The 18,732-nt window shown below is 66.4% G+C and carries 15 protein-coding genes; 7 read left to right on the top strand and 8 right to left on the bottom strand.

Translation table 11 applies throughout. The annotated features are described in order from the left end of the window. Positions 1–259 precede the first annotated feature (259 nt). From C7474_RS07310 to C7474_RS07290, 5 genes are all read right to left on the bottom strand, one after another. On the bottom strand, positions 260–1,618 hold the full coding sequence (locus tag C7474_RS07310; RefSeq protein ID WP_147436687.1) for an ApeA N-terminal domain 1-containing protein: 1,359 nt from the start codon (positions 1,616–1,618) through the stop codon (positions 260–262). A gap of 800 nt (positions 1,619–2,418) precedes the next feature. Then, a complete protein-coding gene (locus C7474_RS07305) occupies positions 2,419–3,270 on the bottom strand; it encodes a hypothetical protein (protein WP_147436686.1) in 852 nt (283 codons plus the stop codon). Continuing rightward, positions 3,263–4,501: an HAD domain-containing protein gene (locus C7474_RS07300; protein ID WP_147436685.1), complete on the bottom strand. Its 1,239-nt coding sequence runs from the start codon at positions 4,499–4,501 to the stop codon at positions 3,263–3,265. Before C7474_RS07300 ends, C7474_RS07305 begins: the two co-directional genes overlap by 8 nt. A 47-nt stretch (positions 4,502–4,548) precedes the next feature. Next, on the bottom strand, positions 4,549–5,370 hold the full coding sequence (locus tag C7474_RS07295) for a metallophosphoesterase family protein (protein WP_121058459.1): 822 nt from the start codon (positions 5,368–5,370) through the stop codon (positions 4,549–4,551). Further along, complete coding sequence (locus C7474_RS07290; protein ID WP_241965157.1) at positions 5,367–5,675, bottom strand: hypothetical protein; 309 nt, start codon at positions 5,673–5,675, stop codon at positions 5,367–5,369. Before C7474_RS07290 ends, C7474_RS07295 begins: the two co-directional genes overlap by 4 nt. Positions 5,676–5,966: 291 nt before the next feature. Here C7474_RS07290 and C7474_RS07285 point away from each other — a divergent pair, with 291 nt between their 5' ends. Further along, positions 5,967–6,251 (top strand): helix-turn-helix transcriptional regulator, encoded by a 285-nt coding sequence (locus C7474_RS07285; protein WP_121058455.1) that lies wholly within the window; start codon positions 5,967–5,969, stop codon positions 6,249–6,251. 826 nt (positions 6,252–7,077) lie between these two features. Here C7474_RS07285 and C7474_RS14890 read toward each other — a convergent pair. From C7474_RS14890 to C7474_RS15490, 3 genes are all read right to left on the bottom strand, one after another. After that, positions 7,078–9,159, bottom strand: coding sequence for a hypothetical protein (locus C7474_RS14890; RefSeq protein ID WP_147436684.1), 2,082 nt, complete (start codon positions 9,157–9,159; stop codon positions 7,078–7,080). Next, entirely contained in the window at positions 9,156–10,589 is a 1,434-nt protein-coding gene (locus C7474_RS14885; protein ID WP_147436683.1) for a hypothetical protein, read from the bottom strand. Before C7474_RS14885 ends, C7474_RS14890 begins: the two co-directional genes overlap by 4 nt. 263 nt (positions 10,590–10,852) lie before the next feature. Then, the gene (locus C7474_RS15490; protein ID WP_199692392.1) at positions 10,853–12,106 is read right to left on the bottom strand and encodes a tyrosine-type recombinase/integrase; all 1,254 of its coding nucleotides are present in this window, start codon (positions 12,104–12,106) and stop codon (positions 10,853–10,855) included. On the opposite strand from C7474_RS15490, the gene C7474_RS07275 reads away from it, so the two are divergent. From C7474_RS07275 to tsf, 6 genes are all read left to right on the top strand, one after another. Continuing rightward, on the top strand, positions 12,002–12,892 hold the full coding sequence (locus C7474_RS07275; RefSeq protein WP_199692391.1) for a magnesium chelatase subunit ChlI family protein: 891 nt from the start codon (positions 12,002–12,004) through the stop codon (positions 12,890–12,892). The genes C7474_RS15490 and C7474_RS07275 overlap by 105 nt on opposite strands. Continuing rightward, a complete protein-coding gene (dprA, locus tag C7474_RS07270) occupies positions 12,889–14,046 on the top strand; it encodes a DNA-processing protein DprA (protein WP_121058449.1) in 1,158 nt (385 codons plus the stop codon). Before C7474_RS07275 ends, dprA begins: the two co-directional genes overlap by 4 nt. 436 nt (positions 14,047–14,482) lie before the next feature. Further along, positions 14,483–15,391: a tyrosine recombinase XerC gene (locus tag C7474_RS07265; protein WP_121058447.1), complete on the top strand. Its 909-nt coding sequence runs from the start codon at positions 14,483–14,485 to the stop codon at positions 15,389–15,391. 52 nt (positions 15,392–15,443) lie between these two features. Then, a complete protein-coding gene (locus C7474_RS15005) occupies positions 15,444–15,998 on the top strand; it encodes a hypothetical protein (RefSeq protein ID WP_158597310.1) in 555 nt (184 codons plus the stop codon). 832 nt (positions 15,999–16,830) lie between these two features. Continuing rightward, positions 16,831–17,697, top strand: coding sequence for a 30S ribosomal protein S2 (gene rpsB, locus C7474_RS07255; protein WP_121058443.1), 867 nt, complete (start codon positions 16,831–16,833; stop codon positions 17,695–17,697). A 103-nt stretch (positions 17,698–17,800) separates the two neighbouring features. Further along, on the top strand, positions 17,801–18,628 hold the full coding sequence (tsf, locus tag C7474_RS07250) for a translation elongation factor Ts (protein WP_121058441.1): 828 nt from the start codon (positions 17,801–17,803) through the stop codon (positions 18,626–18,628). The last annotated feature ends 104 nt before the right edge of the window (positions 18,629–18,732 follow it).

Here is an 18,732-nt window from a genome sequence, read left to right as displayed (position 1 = left end):
TCTGGACCCGCCACCGCGTGGGCGTCGTCGGGTTCGGGTACATCGGCGCGAGCGCGCTGTGCTGTGTGGCGGCACTGTGTTGCATAACGCGGGTTCGGCTTCGAGTGTCGAGGTTGCGCCGTGATTGTTTTACTACCATCGGCCGCAACCATTTCGATAGCGAGCAACGCGACGAAACGGATCGCAGAAGCACCGATCGGTTCGCGCGAAGGTGCCGGTATCGTGTGGATGCTGTGGACAGGGCCCACGGGTTAGGCGCTCACGACCGCTGGCGCCACTCCGAGCGGAAAGGTTCGCGCTCCAACTCGCGCTGCAACCTCCCAGAGCTGCATCCAAGGCGACTGGCCAACCAATATCGCAGTACTAGGACATTCTCGCGGTACGCATTGACGATCGTCCCGATATCCGGCTGCGGATTGTCCGGGTGCTTAACCCCCATGTAGGCCACTCGAGATCGCGTCTTCCAGGCCTCCGTGTCTGCGAGAGGAACGACTGGCATGTCGGCGAGTATCGCGTTCATCGCAGCGTTGTAGCTGATCTGGCCGCGCGAGTTCAGCGCGGCCCCGCGCACCCCCTCCTGAGCGAGCGCGAAACCCAGTGCCTCGATCGCAACTCCGGTCAACGAAATGCGCGTTTCCGCAAACATGTCTTCGCTGTCTACGACACCCCGCAGCGGGGTCATCGCTCGCGCGTATTTCTTTCGGATCTGCATCCAACGTTGGACCCCTGCCGTTCCAATGTCAGCAAAGGTGAAAAGGAAGTGCGGGTCCGATATCGGGTGCTCGTCGATACGGACTCGATGGGTAGTGACCGGCGCCCAATCCATAACTTTGTCGTCGGTGGCAGCTGAGCGCTCGCGCCGAAGGGGCTTCTCGTACATACCGACCTCGAGCTTTGAGTAGGAGAACTGCCTCCACGCGGAAATCGAAAGCAGGTCCTGTATGGCACGGTGGGGGTCCAGGAGTCCTTCCCAACCTTCAGCTCGCGTGGCCGTCGTCACGAGCTGGATGACATCGTGGGTGGCAATCGTCCCCGGGGTGGGAAGACTCGAGCGCCACGACGGCTGCATTGTGAGGTTCTTCCCGCGGGCAAGCCGCTGAGGGGCTGGAGAACGCATGGTGATGGTGTACTCGATGGAGCGACTGGCCGCATCTGTCTCGACGTGGCTTGTTCGACTCGTAATGCCCGACCAAGCGGCGAGTCCCGGGAGTTCTGATCGGACGCCGTTGACGCGATCAAAGTCGATCCATCGGCGACCACCAAGGACCGCATAGTCCGCAACGACGCGGCCAAACCCCGCGCCGTTCGATGCAAACGACGCGGCCTGCTGACGACAGCCGATGAGCGATACCGGGCCGAGGTGATCGTTGAACAGAAGCCGCAGGGGCGGCGAATACCGATAACGCGTGCGATCAGGGTCGTCGCCGAAGTCCATACCTGATGAGAACCAACGGCCATAAGGATCACCCGCCAGAGACAGACCCTTGGTGGGGATAGTGAGCTGAATGTGCTCGCTGGTCATTTCGAGCATCACAGCGACTTCAGGCGTCTCCTCATCGCCGTCGTACAGCCACCCGATTCTCGGGCTACCCGATACAAGGACGTTCTTGTCACTCACGCAGTTATCCTGCCTCAGCACGCCACATTCTCAGTGATGCGTCGCCCGGCATGGCGATGCGCCGGCCGGGAAACAGGCCGGGGCGCGGCTAGAGACATGGCTAGCGTGTCGTGGGGCGAAGCTCGCAGTCCGATTCGCCATCCGCGATGAACACTTTTTCGACCGAGATGTCCCAGTGTTGGTACCGGCCGGATGCCTCGAGTTCACGCTCGAGCTTGTCAATGAAAGTAGTTGTAGCGCTGCCTACGTGGGGCAGGAACGGGCCGTAGTGGGCTTCGCTCTTGACGCCCTCGTTCGATAGCAGGACGGCTCTGATGATGACAGCTGTTGCAGTACGTGTAGTCATTGACCATTCCTCCTGTAAACCGCGCTGAGAAGGTGGGGCGACGAAGTTCCCACCCCCAACCTTCTCAGGGATCGGGGACGCTATTGCTACTGGTCGGCGCGCGCCTTGCCGGTGATCGCGGGGATGGCTCGGGTGACTTCGTGCCGATCCCGTTGGCGGCGATGACGCGGACACTACTTCCGGCTGGTGTCTGATGCACTCGCAGCGGTTGGGGATCCCTACGCCGTTGATGCGCTTCGCGATGCCGAAGGAGACTGGGGTTAGGGCCGGGAGTGAGCGTGTGACGCTGCAGGGTGCAGGCTGCGATCCAGCGATTCGAACTCGTTCGACAACTGGTCGCCGTCTCTTGACCAAGCAACCAATACCGTTCACGTCTGGGAAGGCCCTGCGCTGCGACGGCGGTGTCCGGCACGGGGAGCACGCGTGAAACAGCGTGCATGCCTGACACGGCTCGCTACCCATGAGCGTTTTTCGCTAGCCAGACGACGCCGCCAATTCGTCCGCCGCGCAGAGTCGTGATGGGGCTGTCGGGGGCTCCGGCCGCGTGCAGCCAGCGTGTCCACGCCCACGGGTCGTCGCTACGGATTGCGAGTGCCTGCAGCACCTCACGCAGTCCTGGGACGATTAGGCGTCCGACGAGTTGCAGCTCGGGGTAGACCGGCGACCCCGAGGACATCGGGAGCCGCAGCACACGGAGACCGTGGGCCGCTTCGTCTAGCTCTGCGGGCGTCAGCTGGACGATCTCGCTGAACCTCGGTCCCGAGAACAGCGGTCCGACGGCGCTCGCCCACCCGCGGTCCGCGAAGTCGTCGTGGCTCGGGTTGATGTCAGGCTCCGGGACCGGTGAGGCGAGGACCTTGATGATCGCCATGAGGTCCGCGGGCGGCAGATGGGGAGGGAGGGTGCGTAGCGCGTTCATAAGCGTGCGGAGCAGCGGGCCGCGGTCCTCCGGATCGTGAAGAGGGCTGCCGGCGGGAATTCGTGCGATGGCCACGACCGGTGTCGTGTGTCGCCAGGTGCCGATGTAGCCGGGGCGGGCGGGCCTCTCAGCGTCGTTCTTCCACCAGACGATCATCCCGTGCCCCGTGTTCACGTCGAAGGTGCACGAGACCACGTACATCGGCTCGGTGTCGTGAAGGAGAAGCGAGACGACGGGGTAACGGGTGATCGTCGGAGGCCGATCCGGGTCGAGGTCGACGACGTACACGGTCCGCGACTCAGTGATCACCACGTACATGCCCGGCTCGGAGCGTTGCGTGAGCGAGTCCACCGCCCACACGTCCCCTGTTCCCGGGTCGTCAGTCATCCGGGTCCTCCGGGAGCGCGGTGGCACGCCACTCGGCCGCGACCCATCGGGCGTCTTGGAGCACGCTGTCGGCTCGTCCAACGGCGAACCGACGGACCCTGCGGACTCCTCGCCCGTCCTGCGCGTAGAGCCAGGCCGCCCACCGCCACGCGTCGTCGGAGCCGGTGCGAAGCATACGGAGCACGTCCTGCAGGCCGGGGACTAGCTGCCCGTCGCTGATCTGCCAGCCGGGGTAGTACGCCTGCTCGTCGACGGTCAGCAGGCGCAGCGCCCGCAGGTCGTCCGCCGCCTGCTCGAGCTCCGAGTCGGTCATGCCCAGCAGCTTTGTAGCGTGGTGCTGGGGGATCATCGGACCGAGCGTCGCCGCCCACAGCTCCGGCAACACTCGGCGGGGATTTGGCAGTTCAGGGAGGTCGAGCCGGCCGAGTACCTCCACTACCCGCTTGACGGTGACTTCCTTGCTCGCGTGCCACCGCTCCAGCAGGTCGCCGATCGCCGGCCTCGTCCACTCGCCGCCCCGCACGATGTGATCAGCGATGATCGCCGCAGTAAAGCCCTCATCGGGGAACTCGGTCTTCAGAGCGTTGCGGATCCGGTTGCGCTGCCGGTACACCTCGGGCGACCCCCAGTTGAAACGGATGAACCTCGCGCGTTCGCGCCGCACCTCCCGGCGTCGCCTATCACGGAGCTCTTGCTGGCCTTCGACTGTGCTTGCCAGGTTCAGCCACTCGTCGATCTCCGCCGTGTCAGGCTCTTGCAGCCCGGTCATGGGGCTGGCGGGCCGGTAGATGAGGGTGAGCGCCCGATCGACGGGACGACGCGCGGTCATCAACCAGTCGTCCGGCTGGTCATCCACCCACACCAGCGGTCGACCCGGGAACCCCGCACCCAACTGCCTGGCCTTCCACACCCCCGAAGTCCGGGCCCCACCCGCCTCGCCGGACACAGCGACCGGCAGCTCCGGCAGCCCCAACGGGCCGCTGAAATACGTGTTCGCGTGGTGCTGCCAGGTTGTCGCCCACCGGACATCGGCCCCCCGCTCGACCAGCCGCCGCGCCCACTCGACGCCGGCCCGTGAGAAGTACTCGCTCTGCGTCGACGTGCCGTCCTCATCCCACGGCGCCTCCGAGTGAAAGGCCTTTGGATACGCGTCACGGTGCATCGTGATCGACAGCTCGATCGCTTCGGGGGCGTCTGGCCACCGCAGAAGGCAGCGGATGACGCCGTCCATGTCCAACGCGACCACAGGCTGAAATCTCAGATCGCTACTCGCCATCTTCAGATCTCCCACGAGCGGGTTGAGACGTTGCGAATGTCGTGGATGCTTGGCATCTCGACTTCGAGCCCACTCATGTTCAGGAATGCAAGGTGCCCAGCTTCGCCGTCGCGACCCAGGCTGATGACCCGGCGACCGTCGTCGGTGACGCCGGGACCAGCCACGTGCATGTGGCCGTGAAGCAACAGCTTCGGGTGGGTGGCATCCCATACGGCGTCAACGCGGGCTCGAGATTCGGCGGACGCGATCAATGCGGACGCTGGAAAGCCGAACGGATTGCCTCGCAGGACTCGTCTTACCGACCTCACGGGTGTTCCGTTGGGTGTCTCGTGGGTCAGCATCACGTCCGCGGGGCCTCCGGCGATCGCTGCCTCCACATGTGCGTCGGTGATCGCCTCGTCCGACCACCAGTCCTTACCTTCGCGGCGCCACGGACGATCGACCGACGCCGCACCGCCCAGAGAGAGAACCTCCCGGCCGCCGATCAGCAACCGCGCGGGACGCGGTAACAACCACGTCAGCTCAGACACACGGATCGCCTCGCCCGGACGCGTGTCTAGCAGCGGGCTGATTGAGCCCCACGGTTCATGGTTCCCGAGCGTCACGTAGACGCGCTCGATACCGGCCGCGGCGAGGATGCTGTCGCTCTGCGCGGTATTCATCGACCAATCGCCGAGTTGAAGGACGGACTTGACCTCGGGGGCCAGCGTGGCAATCGCCGGCGCCAAGCGACGTAGCGCCACTATGTTGCCGTGCCAGTCGCCGCAGACCGCGACTCGACTGTCCGGAAGCTCGACCTTTCCGACGCTCTCGAGGATCCTCACCCTGCACGGCTCGCTTGAAACGCGCGCGATCGAACCCGAAACTCACGTCCGGTACGGAGGCTGTGCGTGACGCCGGGGTCCCAGCTGATCCAGCCCCGACGCTTCCACTGAATCGCCACTTGCATGATGAATGCGCGATGTATCCGACTTCGCGCCTGCCGATTCAGCCCTGTGGGCCATTCCGGGTGGAGCGGCCGCGACTGGAAGAGTTCGTCGAATAGTTCGCGAAATGTCGGACCGGTACCGCTGCGGCGGCGCACGCGCGCGATGAAGATCGCGGCAGCCAGGCCGAGCTCGTCGGCCACGGCGCCGTGGGTCAGCTCCTCGAAGGCACGAAACCAAGCTTGCGGTGGGTCCTGTTCGACGCCACGCCACCATGTGGGATGAGGATCATCCGGCACAGTCGCCTCAACAATCTGGGCCGACTCAAGTGAGACAACACATGAGTCTCGACCCGGAACCCACATGCAGCAGCACACGTGCAGGTCGAGCCGCGTAGTTGCGATCCGTCGGGAGGTGATTGTTTCGTATGGCCACGAAGATTATGCCATACCGATTAGGCCATACCGAAGGCACGCAGTCGCGACGCTGGGGTTATGGTCCGCCGCAGGTTTGAGCACGCCGAAGGATGGCGCGAGTACGCGGTCCAACTCGGCCTTAACCTGCAGGCAGTTCGCGTGGAACGGGGGCTGAGCCAGGAGGACGTCGCCTACCGTGCCCGGTTGACGCGGTTCACTTACCAAAAATACGAAAAGGGCGAGTCGAAGCCGGGTGAGCCCACCAACTTGACGATACGCACGCTGTTGGCACTGACCCAGGTGCTGGAGGTCTCACTCGAGGATCTTCTGCCCGACGACGTTCCGGACCTCCTCCTGCGATGAGCGGGCAACTCCGCGGCGTTCTTGCTGCGTCCTCGCCACAGTGTGCTGCATCGAGCCGTTCATGATGAGCCGGTTAAGCCAGCGCTACTGGAGGCGTACCTCGCACGGCGGCTGAGCCAGGAGGATGTGCTTATCGAGCGCGTGCCACTCGCTACACCCACGAGAGGTACAAGCGGCGCGAATCCAAGACCGGAGCGCCGACGAACCTCACCATTCGGACTCTGCTCGCGCTAGCTCAGGTTCCTGATCTGCAGCCCGCGGAGCTCAGGGCCTTGCCCGCGGCGCGCGCGAGGCAGAGCCCACCATTGGTAAGCACGAGGAAGCCCGCGAAGGTCCGAAGCCGGATCACGGGTCTTGGCAACTGCACGGCGCATATGCGTGATGGGAAGGTGGCGTCGCGGACCTGCCAACTGGGGCCTCGCGGGACGCGACTTCCGAAACGTCCGTTGTCGTCAGTGAGACGGAAACCGGATGACGTTATCGGGATCGGGGATTTGAGAGCGGAGCGCTGCATTCTCAACTGAAAGCCTGTGAATGTGAGCGATTGCGAACTCAAGCCGCGCTTGGACGGTTGCGAGCTCCACCCGCAGCGCTGACGCTGTGTCGACGTCTCTTGCTCCGTCACCGGACCTTGTCGTTGTGGCAGGCACCCGTCGCGCGTCTGCGACCTGCTGCGCTACGTCCGGGAAGTATCTCCAGAAGGTCGCATTTGAGAGGCCGAACGACTCCGCCAAGCCCTTGGCGGTGAGCGGGCGATCCGCCGCAGCACGTGGCTGATTGGCGCGAGCGACGACCTCCTCCCGAGTCGGGAGTTGCACACGACGACTCATCTCGGCTCCTTTCGATACTCGTCGCCAAGAAGACGAAGTACTCGCTCCCGCCGTTTCCGAAGTCGTGCGGCGAGAGCTGGCGGTAGAGAATCGCTCGCGACGAGCTGTCGCTCCAAATCCGCAACCTCACCGCGCCATACTGCTCGATTGTCCGAATCGAGGGCGACATTCCCGCACGCAAGCGGCTGACACTTGCCTAGATTGGGTCCGGACGCGTCCTCGCGGTCCAAGAGGCATAGTGCTTTCTCGCGTTTGAACGCACAGATGACGTACTTGCCCTTGTAGATCTCGGCACCGTTCACAGAAACCAAGCGCAGCAGGCGACGACGGTCGGTGGTCACTTGTCCGCTGAAGCCCCCATGCGCGAGTGAGCTCAGACGAGAGTGCAGCTCCGGGCCTGCAGGCCCGCCGAAGTCAACGTGTTCGTGCTGATCAATCATCACCTGCAGCGCCTCACCCCTCGCGAGCGCTTCCTCCGCCTCAACTTCCGCACGAAAGCCGGATTCACTTGTTCCGGCATACCCCTCGAACATTTGAATGCTGTGATGTCGGTATGCGATTGCACCAGCGATGGACCCGCCGGGGCGCCTTGCGATGTACCAGGCAAGCGTCCTCCGGAACTGCCTAGTGGTAAGATTCCAAGGACGACCGTCGACGTCTGGGATACCATCACTGCGCCGTCTCGCGGCGCAGTAGTCATTAACCCACCGGATGAATCTATTCAGCTGTCGGTTTGTCCCAGCGACCGTCATCGCGACGTTGCCACCGCGCCCCGCTGACCCGGCGCCGGGTCCAGACTTGATCGGTCCGAAGAGCCATTCGTTGCGTCCACGGGCGCGCGTGTCTTGAATACGTTCCAGCACACGAAGCGCACGCGCTGCTGGCTCTCCCACGACCCATGTTGCAGGTACGCCTTCGACCTCCGATTCTCCTTTGAACGCGAGGCTGTTGACCAACCATCGGTAGGGCGCTCCGGTGCCGTCCAGACGGACCTCGCACGCTCCGCGCCGTAGGTGCTTGACCTCGCTGTCCCGCATCCCCGACAGGAAGGCCACCAGAATGTAGCACGCTGCCTGGAGCACTTGCGTGAGTTCGGAGATCGAGTCGTCTCGGGCGGGGTCAAGCGAAACTCCTTCGATCCACGGTGTGCCATCGAGCTTCCCGCGCACATCTACACCGAGATACGTAAAGTCGGAGACTCCGACGCGGGCCGCCGCTCGATGAACAAGAGCGACGTACTGCTCGACAGCTTTTCGTTGGACGCCGCTCGCACGGGAGATAGCGGCAAGATTCACAACTCCGTTGTAACCGGGCAACGCCGTGTTCGCGCCGACGGCGGCGTCCAGGTATCGCGTCAACATTGTCTGGGCGCTTCCGTACGCCGCTGCAGGCCGAGACGGGGTTTCGCGCAACTCCTCCCATCGAGTGATGGCATCCAGGATGTCTTCGGCAAAGTCGTCGACAAAGCGTAGAGCCCACACGAGTAGCCGGCTATGAACTTGCTCAGGAATGCGTGCCGTCGAGTTCTCCCTTGGTGGCTGGTGCGGTTCGCTCCACGCCGCGAGCTTGTGTGGATTGAGAGCCAAGGATGCGGATCCGAGCGAAACGCGGAACCGCCAGAGATACGCAACGGCGGAGCGCAGAGCGTGCCGTCTGCCGGGGCTGGCTGAGTGTTTGAGCAGAAGATGCCGCTGGTAGGACTCCAAGGTTTCAAGGGTCACTGTCGAGATTGGGCGTCCTCCGTGGTGGTGATCGAGCCAGCGGTAGAAGACGTTGAGGTTGTAGTGCGTGGTTACGACGGTGGAGATGCTGGGGCGGTCCTCGCCTGGTGGGAGGCTCCCCGAGAGCATTGAGAACATAAGCAATCGGTGTGTGGCTCGATAGGCTTCGGGCACAGTTGCGAATCGGATCGTGAACCCTCGCTCCTGTTTCTGGATGGCAGCAGGTGCCAGGTCCCAATTCTCGTCGCCGTACCTGGCGGTCGTCGTCAGGAGCTGGCCGTTTCTTAGCGGACGGCCGCGGAGGACGTAAACCTCCCTAGTCGGTTGTAGTGTGCGTCGAATCGAACGTGTGCTCATTCGCGCTCCCACGGCGGTTCAACTAGGTCGAGATAGCTGTCATCCGGTTTGGAATCGGCTGCATGAGCAAGTTCCGCCTCAGTGAACTTGGGGAGGATCTCCAATCGAATCGCAGCCCATGCCGGTCCATAACGCCGCCACCAAGATTCCTCTGACACTTCGCGTCGCCGAACCTCGAGCGCATCCAACAACGAGATCAATCGAGGGAGATTCTCTGCGGTCACGATGCTGTTGGCGCATTGGAAGCACAACAGGAACGATGCCGTGCATCGCCGGCCGGTCACCGGGTGGTGATCATGATCGGCGCAGCTGCTCCACGCGGTCCCCGTCGTGTTTTCGCGGTCGACTTGCGACGCCTGTAGAGGTCGCACATCGAGCGATGTTCGGCCTTGCGCGGCTAGCGCGTCTCGGTGTGTGGTCAACGCCGTGGACAAGAGGTCCTCCACTGACTCCGACACAACTTCTTGGGACCAATCAATCATGGACGCATCGCCAGACAGGTAGTTCCGGAAGAGTACCGCCGTACTGTTTGACAGTGTGGACGATGGGAGATGGCCGCCCATTTGGCGAGTGCGGCGCACGTCGACACTCGTCTTGAGTCGATTGAAGTCAAGGCGTAGCAGCGTCACCGCGCCGTCTGGGGCAGGATCGGCCATTATCTGTCGCCTCTCGATCCAATCGCTCCAAGCCGGCCCGCTGCTCAGGTTGCGCGCGAAGGGATTGCGCCATGCGGAGTCGCCCTTGCCGCTGTGCCAGAGCGCCCAGAACGACGGCTCGGACATCCGCCGTCGGGCGGCTTCCATGAGGTTGTGAAGAACTAGGTAGGTACCCCCGGGCGTGAAGAGGGCTTTGCTGGGAGGGCCGATTTCCCAGGTCACATTGTTGTGCCAGCGACTGGGTCCGCGACGTCGCTTCAGAAGGTCGATCTCGACTGCCAGTCCCTCCATCACACGGTGCTCGTGCGGGAGTTCTTTGATCGATTCAACATTCCACCCCGAGTTTGCTACTAGCAGCACCAGCATGGGTGTGAGATCACGTTGATTCAAATAGCGAGACTCGGTGTCCTCCCGATTCTGGGCGCGTCCGGCTGCTACCCCGTCGGCGATGCTCTCGTCGTCCTCCGTCTCGAGCCGCCGGACCATCGCTGAGACATCTTGCCTCGCCGCCCCGACCAACCGAGCAAGTTCGCCGTCCGAGTACCCGCCGCGCGGGCTGTGACGGTAGCGGATGCGCCGACGGAACACGGCGTGCGCTTCACTATCGATGAGAGTGAGGAGCGGTTCGAACTCGAAGCACAAACCAACGTTGCGGAGTTCGATCCGGGCAGGGCCCTCACCGATCTGACTGCTACGTATGCGGAGCACGGTCTCGACGTGTTCCGGTCGCAATGCCTGGGGTGTCTGCGGAGGCTGTAAGACGGAGCTCAGCACCCTCATTACTCTGCTCAAAGCTCCCCAGAATCCTTGGGCCGAGGCTAGCGTTCGCAGGGTACCTGTCGGGCCAATTCGTCCTGCGACGGCCTTGGCCAATTCTTCGTGCCACCCCGGCAACGGGAGAGTCGACAAGTCGTAGGTCTTGGAGCGTCCGTCGTCGCCTCGGAAATGGACTTGGACACCCGATACAACCGGCCGGGGCTCGTAGTGCCGGGTCGGCATCGGCGACGGAACGCCCTTCCGCGTGACGCCACGCATCGTCAGAACTCCTCTCCGTCTGGTGGTGCGTCTGAGTCCTGAAGGTGCGCGAAGAGCTTTAGGGCGTCGTCCCAGGCTTCGTCGATAAGCGCAATCCTGGTCTCCATCTCGAGTCGCTCCAGCGCGTGTAGATAGAGATTGGTCGTCTCTTGGCTGCGATGGCCGAGCCGAGCTTGTACCCATCGAATCGGCTCGCCCCACACCATTCGGTAGTGCATCCGCTGCGCCGAGTTGAGGTGTCCGAGACTCTGGAAGTAGCCACGGGACAACAGCTCGAGAGTCGTGACTGCGTAGGTGTGCCGGAGCAAGTGTGCGTGAGCCGAAACTTCCAGTTTCGCCCTATGGCATCGGTCATTCGCGTCTCCGAAGACGCCCTGCCAACTTTTCCGCACGAGGGGCGAACCCCCCTCACCTAACCAGACAATTGCCGGCTCCCAACCACTAGGGCCACGAATCAATGCCCGTGTTCGCTCTTCTGGCCGGAGGTTGGCCACCATCCTTCGCTGCCGCGAAGATCCGAAAGGCTCCCGTATGACGACCCTGGATGGATCTGATGGGTCATATTTCCCTCGCGCCCGGGCTCGCGAGACGATTTGTTCTCTATCTGTCTCCACATACGAGTGGATGTCGCGGAGGATTGGCGACGGCAAGTACACGTACCGTGCCGAACCCCATTTTGCTATCGCCTTTGGGAGCCAGAATCGGTGATAGCCCGCCAGGGTGTGCAATGACGGCAGCTCGAGCGTCGTGAGAGAGGCCTGTTCGGTTAGCCGCATGCCGGTGCGAACCATGGCGTCGGCAAAAAGTGCGTTGCGATCAGCCCACCTCCCTCGGAAGGTCGGGTCCGGTAGCCCGGAAGGCGTGTATCCCCGAAGGCCCACGTCTCGCCAAAGGCGATAGGACCTAGGGGGCAACCAGTGGACGTCGCTACGACGGGCCCCGGGCGCGTATGTTGAGGGCTGAGTTCCTTCCTCTTTCGCCCGGCGCCGTCCCGGCCGACGCCGTCTCTGCGGAATCGGGTTTTCGCGCACGTTTCCTTGGGACAGTTGCCACCGATAAAAGCGATCCACTGCGGCGACCTCACGGTTCCATGACGCGTCGCTGATACGTGCCCCTTCGGGGTCCTCCCGACGCCAGGCCATGTATGCGAGATGGTCTTGTGCGGTCGCGTCACTCCATGCTGTTCCGGACCTACCCTCCTCCAGGAAGTTGAGGAAGGTGCGCAGGTCGGCGGCGTAGCCCTGTCGTGTCGTCATCGCCGTGGTGAGCATGTCGCTGGAGTAGAAGAAGGCGTTCAGGGTCGAGTCGTACTCGAGCTGCGGCGACAACAGGTACGGCGTCCGGTCGGGAATACCCACACTGCGAAGCCACTCCCTCCATCCGCCAAGAGGCTCCAATCCCGGTACTGCGACGTATTCATGGTGATCTCTGGCCTGACGAAGAGTCCAGCGTTGAACGCCCGAAGGGCTGATAACCGCCTCCATGTCGTCACCCTACGGACGCTGAGCCGTTATGAACAGCAAACACATCAAAACCCCCGATACAAGCTCGCGACCAACCCGTGCCCGTGCGGCAACCACGGCGTGCCCGGTGCGGAGTGCACATGCCCGCCCGCGGCCGTGCGTCGGTATCTCGGGCGGCTCAGCGGACCGCTGCGCGACCGCGTCGACATCGAGCTCTCCGTCCGACGCGTGTCTCTGGCGCAGCTGCACGGGGCGGCGGACGGGGCGGGCGTCACGACCGACACCGCGCGTGGGCTCGTGGCGGCCGCGCGCCGGCGTGCGGCGGAAAGGCTGCGCGACACCCCCTGGACCACCAATGCGCGGGTTCCCGGCACCTGGTTGCGATCGGGACCGCTCGCGCCGGGCGCGTCGGTGCGACGTCCGCTGGATGCCGCCCTCCAGCGTGGCGCGCTCACCCTGCGCGGGTACGACCGGGTGCTCCGCGTGGCCTGGACGATCGCCGACCTCGCCGGACGCGCGCGTCTCGAGCTCGACGACGTCGGGCGCGCGCTGTTCCTCAAGAAGGGCGCCCACGCATGAGCTTCGACCCTCTCGCCGGCCTGCCCGACGACACGGCACGCCGGGACGCCCTCGCGCGGGCACGGCTGAGCGCGCTGTCCGAACCCGGGGACGGCGTACTCGGTGCGCTCGTCGCCGCGCTGGGAGCCGAAGACGCGCTCGAGGCGGCGCTCAGCGACGCCGACGACGCGGCCGCCGTCGCCGGCGCCGCCGCCGACCTGGAGGCGACGGCGGTCGTCGAGGGGCGCAGACGCTGGGCACCGCGGCGGGGCGAGACGGCGCGCGTGCTCGACGACGCCGCCCGCACCGGCGTCGTCCTGGTGACCCCGCAGCATCCGCACTGGCCCGTGCGCATCGACGACCTCGGACCGCACGCACCGCTGTGCCTCTGGGTACGCGGCGAGACATCGGCTGTGCGCGCGGACGTCGCCGTCGCGATCGTCGGGGCGCGCGCGGCGACCGGCTACGGCGAGCACGTCGCGGGGGAACTCGCGGCGTCGCTCGCGCCGGACGGCGTCGCCGTCGTCTCCGGCGCGGCCTACGGCATCGACGGAGCCGCACACCGCGCAGCGCTCGGCGCCGGCGGAGTGACGGTCGCCTTCCTCGCCGGCGGCGTCGACCGCGCCTATCCGGCGGGCCACCAGGACCTGCTGCGGCGGATCGTGACGACCGGCGGCGCCGTGGTCGGCGAGGTGCCGTGCGGATCCGCACCCACCAAGTGGCGCTTCCTCGCGCGCAACCGCCTCATCGCCGCCGCGAGCGACGCGACGGTCGTGGTCGAGGCCGGCTGGCGCAGCGGATCTCTGAACACCGCCTCCCACGCCGCGTCGATCGGCCGTCCGCTCGGCGCCGTTCCCGGTGCGATCACCAGCGCGACGTCGGCGGGCTGTCATCGCCTGTTGCGCACCCACGACGCCGTCTGCATCACGGGAGCAGACGACGTACGCGAGATGCTCGGCATCGGCGGAGAGCCGGTCGGGGTGTCGGTTGCGGGCGACGGGCTCTTGGTCCGCGTGCTCGATGCCCTCAGCATCCGCTCACCGCGCGGTGTCGACGACGTCGCCCGCCGCAGCGGCCTCTCACCGCAGGAGGTGCAGAGCACCCTCGGCCTCCTCCGCCTCGAGGGTGCGGTGTCCGCATCCGACGACGGCTGGACGGCCCTCCCGCGCCGCTGACTGCCCGCGTGCGTGCGGTCACTCGCGTTCCGGCCGCTGTTCCGGCTGCGGATGCGGGGTCGCGACCCGTGTCCCACGAATGGTGCCCGCCGACGGCGCGTTGCGGCGGTTCGTGTGACATGCGTCGGCGGTGTGTCCCGCGGTTGATTGCCTTCGGGCGCCGTGGTGCGCCGACCGCGTGTCACACGATGTGTCGCCTGTCGCCCCCGAGCGGCACCATTCGTGTGACATGCCACGGCGGCGTGTCACACGGATGGCTGGCTTCGGGCGCCGGGGAGCGCCGTTCGTGTGACATGCTCCGACGGCGCGTCACTCGATGTGCGGTGGCCGGACGCTCGCGCGGCGGCACCACGGGCGTCCGCCGCGCGAGCTCCACGGGGCGACGCGCCGGGCCGGGTGCCGCACCCCGGCACGCGGGAGCGCGCATGCTGGGGGGATGCTCCTCTCCGACGCCGCGACGGCGTACACGACGCACCTCGCCGAGGTGCGTCGGCTGTCGCCGGCGACGGTGCGGGCCTACCGCGCCGACCTGGCCGATCTCGCCATGGTCCTCGGCGATCCGGAGCTCGACGAGGTCGACCTCGAGGCGCTGCGCGAATGGCTGTGGGTGTCGACGCAGCGTGGGCTCGCGCGCAGCACCATCGCCCGCCGCACTGCGTGTGCGCGCGGGATGTTCGCCTGGCTAGTGGAGGAGGACCTCGCGTCGGCCGATCCGTCGCTGCGGCTCGTCGCGCCGAAACGCGGTCGCACGCTGCCGAAGGTCGCCGCCGCCGATACGCTCGGCCGGCTCCTCGACGACGTGCGCACCGTCGCCGACGAAGGCGACCCGCTCGCGCTGCGCGACGCGGCCCTGCTCGAACTCCTCTACGCCGCCGGCCTGCGCGTCTCGGAGGCCTGCGGCATCGACATCGACGACCTCGACCCCGCCGCGCGCACGGTCCGCGTCGTGGGCAAGGGGTCGAAGGAGCGCGTCGTCCCCTACGGCACACCGGCCGCGCTCGCGCTCGACGCCTGGCTCGTGCGCGGACGGCCCGCGCTCACGACGGCGGATGCGGCGAACGTCGCCGGCGGCGCCCTGTTCGTCGGCGCGCGCGGCGGTCGGTTGGGTACCCGGGCGGCGTACGACATCGTGTCACGCCACGTGGCGCCCGCCGTCGGCGAGGAGCACGTGGGCCCGCATGCGCTCCGGCATTCGGCGGCGACGCACCTGCTCGACGGCGGTGCCGACCTCCGCACCGTGCAGGAGCTGCTCGGTCACGCCAGCCTCGGCACCACGCAGATCTACACCCACGTGTCCGCGGAGAAGTTGCAGGCGGCGTATCGCCTCGCCCACCCGCGCGCCTGAGCCGGTCGGCCCCCGGACGCAGCCGCCGTCACCCGCCGCGTACTGTGGACGCATGTCACGTCGCGTCGCCGTCGCCCTGTCCTGCCTGGTGCTCGTCGCCGGACTGAGTGCCTGCGTCGCCGAGCCGCGGCCGCGGCTCACGGCGGTGCCCGACGCGTCGTCCTCGCTGTCGGCCGTCCCCGAGGCGTCCACCGCCGCCACGCCGACCCCCGACGCGGCCGTCGTGCCCGGTTGCGTCGACGGCGTGCTGCGCATCGGCGCGTCGTCGCAGTCGTTCACGGTCACGGCGGACTGCCCGCGCCTCGAGGTCTCGGGCTCGGCGGTCGAGGTGAGCGCGTCCGACGCCGAGATCGCGGAGGTCATCATCCGCGGCGAGGGCAACACGGTCATCGTCGCCGACCCCCAGCAGATCACGGTCGAAGGACAGGGCAACGACGTCGAGGCGGTCACGGCCGGCACGGTGGAGGTGCGCGGCAACCGCAACCAGATCTTCGTCGACGGGACGCTCTCGCTGCTCACCGTCAACGGCAACACCAACGGCGTGCAGGCCCTGCAGATCGGAAGCGTCACCGACAACGGCGACGGCAACGTCATCGGTCTGCGCTGATCGCGCGGAGACCTCGGCGCAGCAGGGGAGCAGCACCGCGCGCCGACGCGCGCTGAACCACGGCAGCGGATCGAGGTACACCCCTCCCCGCCGCACGCCGACGTGCACCGCCCCGGCCGGTGCGTGCCCGCCCGAGCCGAGCACGCCCACGGGATCTCCGCGTCGCACCGCCGTGGCCGACGCCGGCGCGTCCACGACGGGCTCGAGCGTGATCACGAGCCCCGCGCCCGTCTCGATCGTCACGACACCGCGCCCGGCGACGGCGCCGGAGAACGCCACCACGCCGTCAGTCGGCGCCCGTACGACGGCAGACCCTGGACCCGCTCCGTCTCCACCGACGTCCCCGGCGATGTCGATGCCGCGATGACCGGCGGCGTATTCGTGGGCGGGAGCCCGGAACTCCGCCACGACGCGCCCGCCCGGCAGCGGCATCTCCCACGGCGCCGAACCGCCGGGCTCCGAACCGCCGGGCTCCGGCGCGCCCGGCACCGCCGCGCCCGGCCCCGTCATGGCGAGCACCAGCATCCAGATCACGACACGCATGCCCGAGTGTGATCGCATCGTCGCGGATGCCGGGGCTGCAGACCCCGGAAATGGGGAGGGAGACCACCGGCACCGAGCCGGGGGAGGAAGTCCGCGACTGCTACACTGGAAGAGCACCCCGCCCGTCGGGGTGACTACGCGTGCCCAGAGCGTCGCGACGCCCCGCGTCGGACGTGGCATCCCACCTCAGGTCTCCACCGCATCAGCGGGGGAGTGGTGTGTGCCGGGTACCAGGCAGACCGCGCCGGCCGGCGCGGCGACAACAACCGAAATCACAAGGAGTACGACCATGGCCGTCGTCACCATCCGCCAGCTGCTCGACAGCGGCGTCCACTTCGGACACCAGACCCGTCGCTGGAACCCGAAAGTCAAGCGCTTCATCCTCACCGAGCGCTCCGGCATCCACATCATCGACCTGCAGCAGTCGCTGTCGTACATCGACAAGGCGTACGAGTACGTCAAGGAGACGGTCGCGCACGGCGGCACCGTGCTGTTCGTCGGCACGAAGAAGCAGGCCCAGGAAGTCATCGCCGAGCAGGCGACCCGCGTCGGCCAGCCCTACGTCAACCAGCGCTGGCTCGGTGGCCTCCTCACCAACTTCTCGACCGTGAGCAAGCGCCTCGCCCGCATGAAGGAGCTCGAGGAGCTCGACTTCGAGAACCCCGCCGCGTCGGGCTTCACCAAGAAGGAGCTCCTGCTCAAGAAGCGCGAGCTCGACAAGCTGCACAAGTCGCTCGGCGGTATCCGCAACCTGCAGAAGACCCCGTCGGCCATCTGGGTCGTCGACGCCAAGCGCGAGCACCTCGCCATCGACGAGGCCAAGAAGCTCGGCATCCCCGTGATCGGCATCCTCGACACGAACGCCGACCCCGACGAGTTCCAGTTCCCGATCCCGGGCAACGACGACGCGATCCGTTCGGTGGGCCTGCTCACGCGCATCATCGCTGACGCCGCCGCCGAGGGCCTGATCCAGCGTCACAACCCGACCGACGAGGCCGCCGAGGCCGAGCCGCTGGCCGACTGGGAGCGCGAGCTGCTCGAGACCCCCGTCGTGACCGACGTCGCCGAGGTCGAGACCATCGCCACCGAGTCGGACGCCGACAAGGCCGGCGCCGAGGCTGCCTCCGAGACCGCCGCCGAGGCGGCCGCGGAGTAATCCCGAGCCCGAACCTCTTCCGACGCGGCGGGGCGCACTCCCCAGGGAGCGTGTCCCGCCGCGTCATCCACGAGAACTCACCACGATCAAGGAGCCACCACCCATGGCAAACTTCACCATCGCCGACATCAAGGCCCTGCGCGAGCAGCTCGGCACGGGCATGGTCGACACCAAGAAGGCGCTCGAGGAGGCCGACGGCGACCTCGAGAAGGCCGTCGAGATCCTGCGTCTGAAGGGCGCGAAGGGCAACGCCAAGCGTGCCGACCGCTCCACCAGCGAGGGCCTCGTGGCCGCGAAGGAGCTGGACGGCAAGGTCACGCTGCTCGAGCTGAACACCGAGACCGACTTCGTCGCCAAGAACGAGCGCTTCATCGCCCTCGCCGACAAGGTGCTGGATGCCGCCGCCGCCGCGTCCGCCGACTCCGCCGAGGCCGCCCTCGCCGCCGACGCGAACGGCCAGAGCGTCGCCGACCTCATCTCCGACGAGGCCGCCATCATCGGCGAGAAGGTGGAGCTGCGTCGCGTGCGCACCGTCTCGGGCGAGAAGTTCGAGATCTACCTGCACAAGACCAGCAAGGACCTGCCCCCGCAGGTCGGCGTCGTGGTCGCCTACACGGGTGAGGACGCCGAGACGGCCCGCTCGATCGCGCAGCACATCTCGTTCGCCAACCCGACCTACCTCACGCGCGAGGACGTCCCCGCCGACGAGGTCGAGAAGGAGCGTCAGATCGTCACCGAGATCTCGCGCAACGAGGGCAAGCCGGAGGCCGCCCTGCCGAAGATCGTCGAGGGTCGCGTCGGCGCGTTCTACAAGCAGGTCGCCCTGCTCGACCAGGACTACGCGAAGGACAACAAGGTCTCCGTCGCGAAGGTCGCTTCGGACGCCGGCATCACCATCACCGACTTCGCCCGCTTCAAGGTCGGCGCGTAAGTCACCCGGGGGCCCGCATCGCATCCGTGATGCGGGCCCCTTTTCCGTGCCCGCGAACGGGCCGCGGTGTTCCGCACCGGCCCGGGTCGGCTAGTGTGCAAAAC

It is taken from the genome of Microbacterium telephonicum (assembly GCF_003651225.1).
Taxonomy (GTDB): Bacteria; Actinomycetota; Actinomycetes; order Actinomycetales; family Microbacteriaceae; genus Microbacterium; species Microbacterium telephonicum.
Note: the sequence above shows the minus strand (reverse complement) of the source record. Positions and strands in the feature narration are given on the sequence as shown.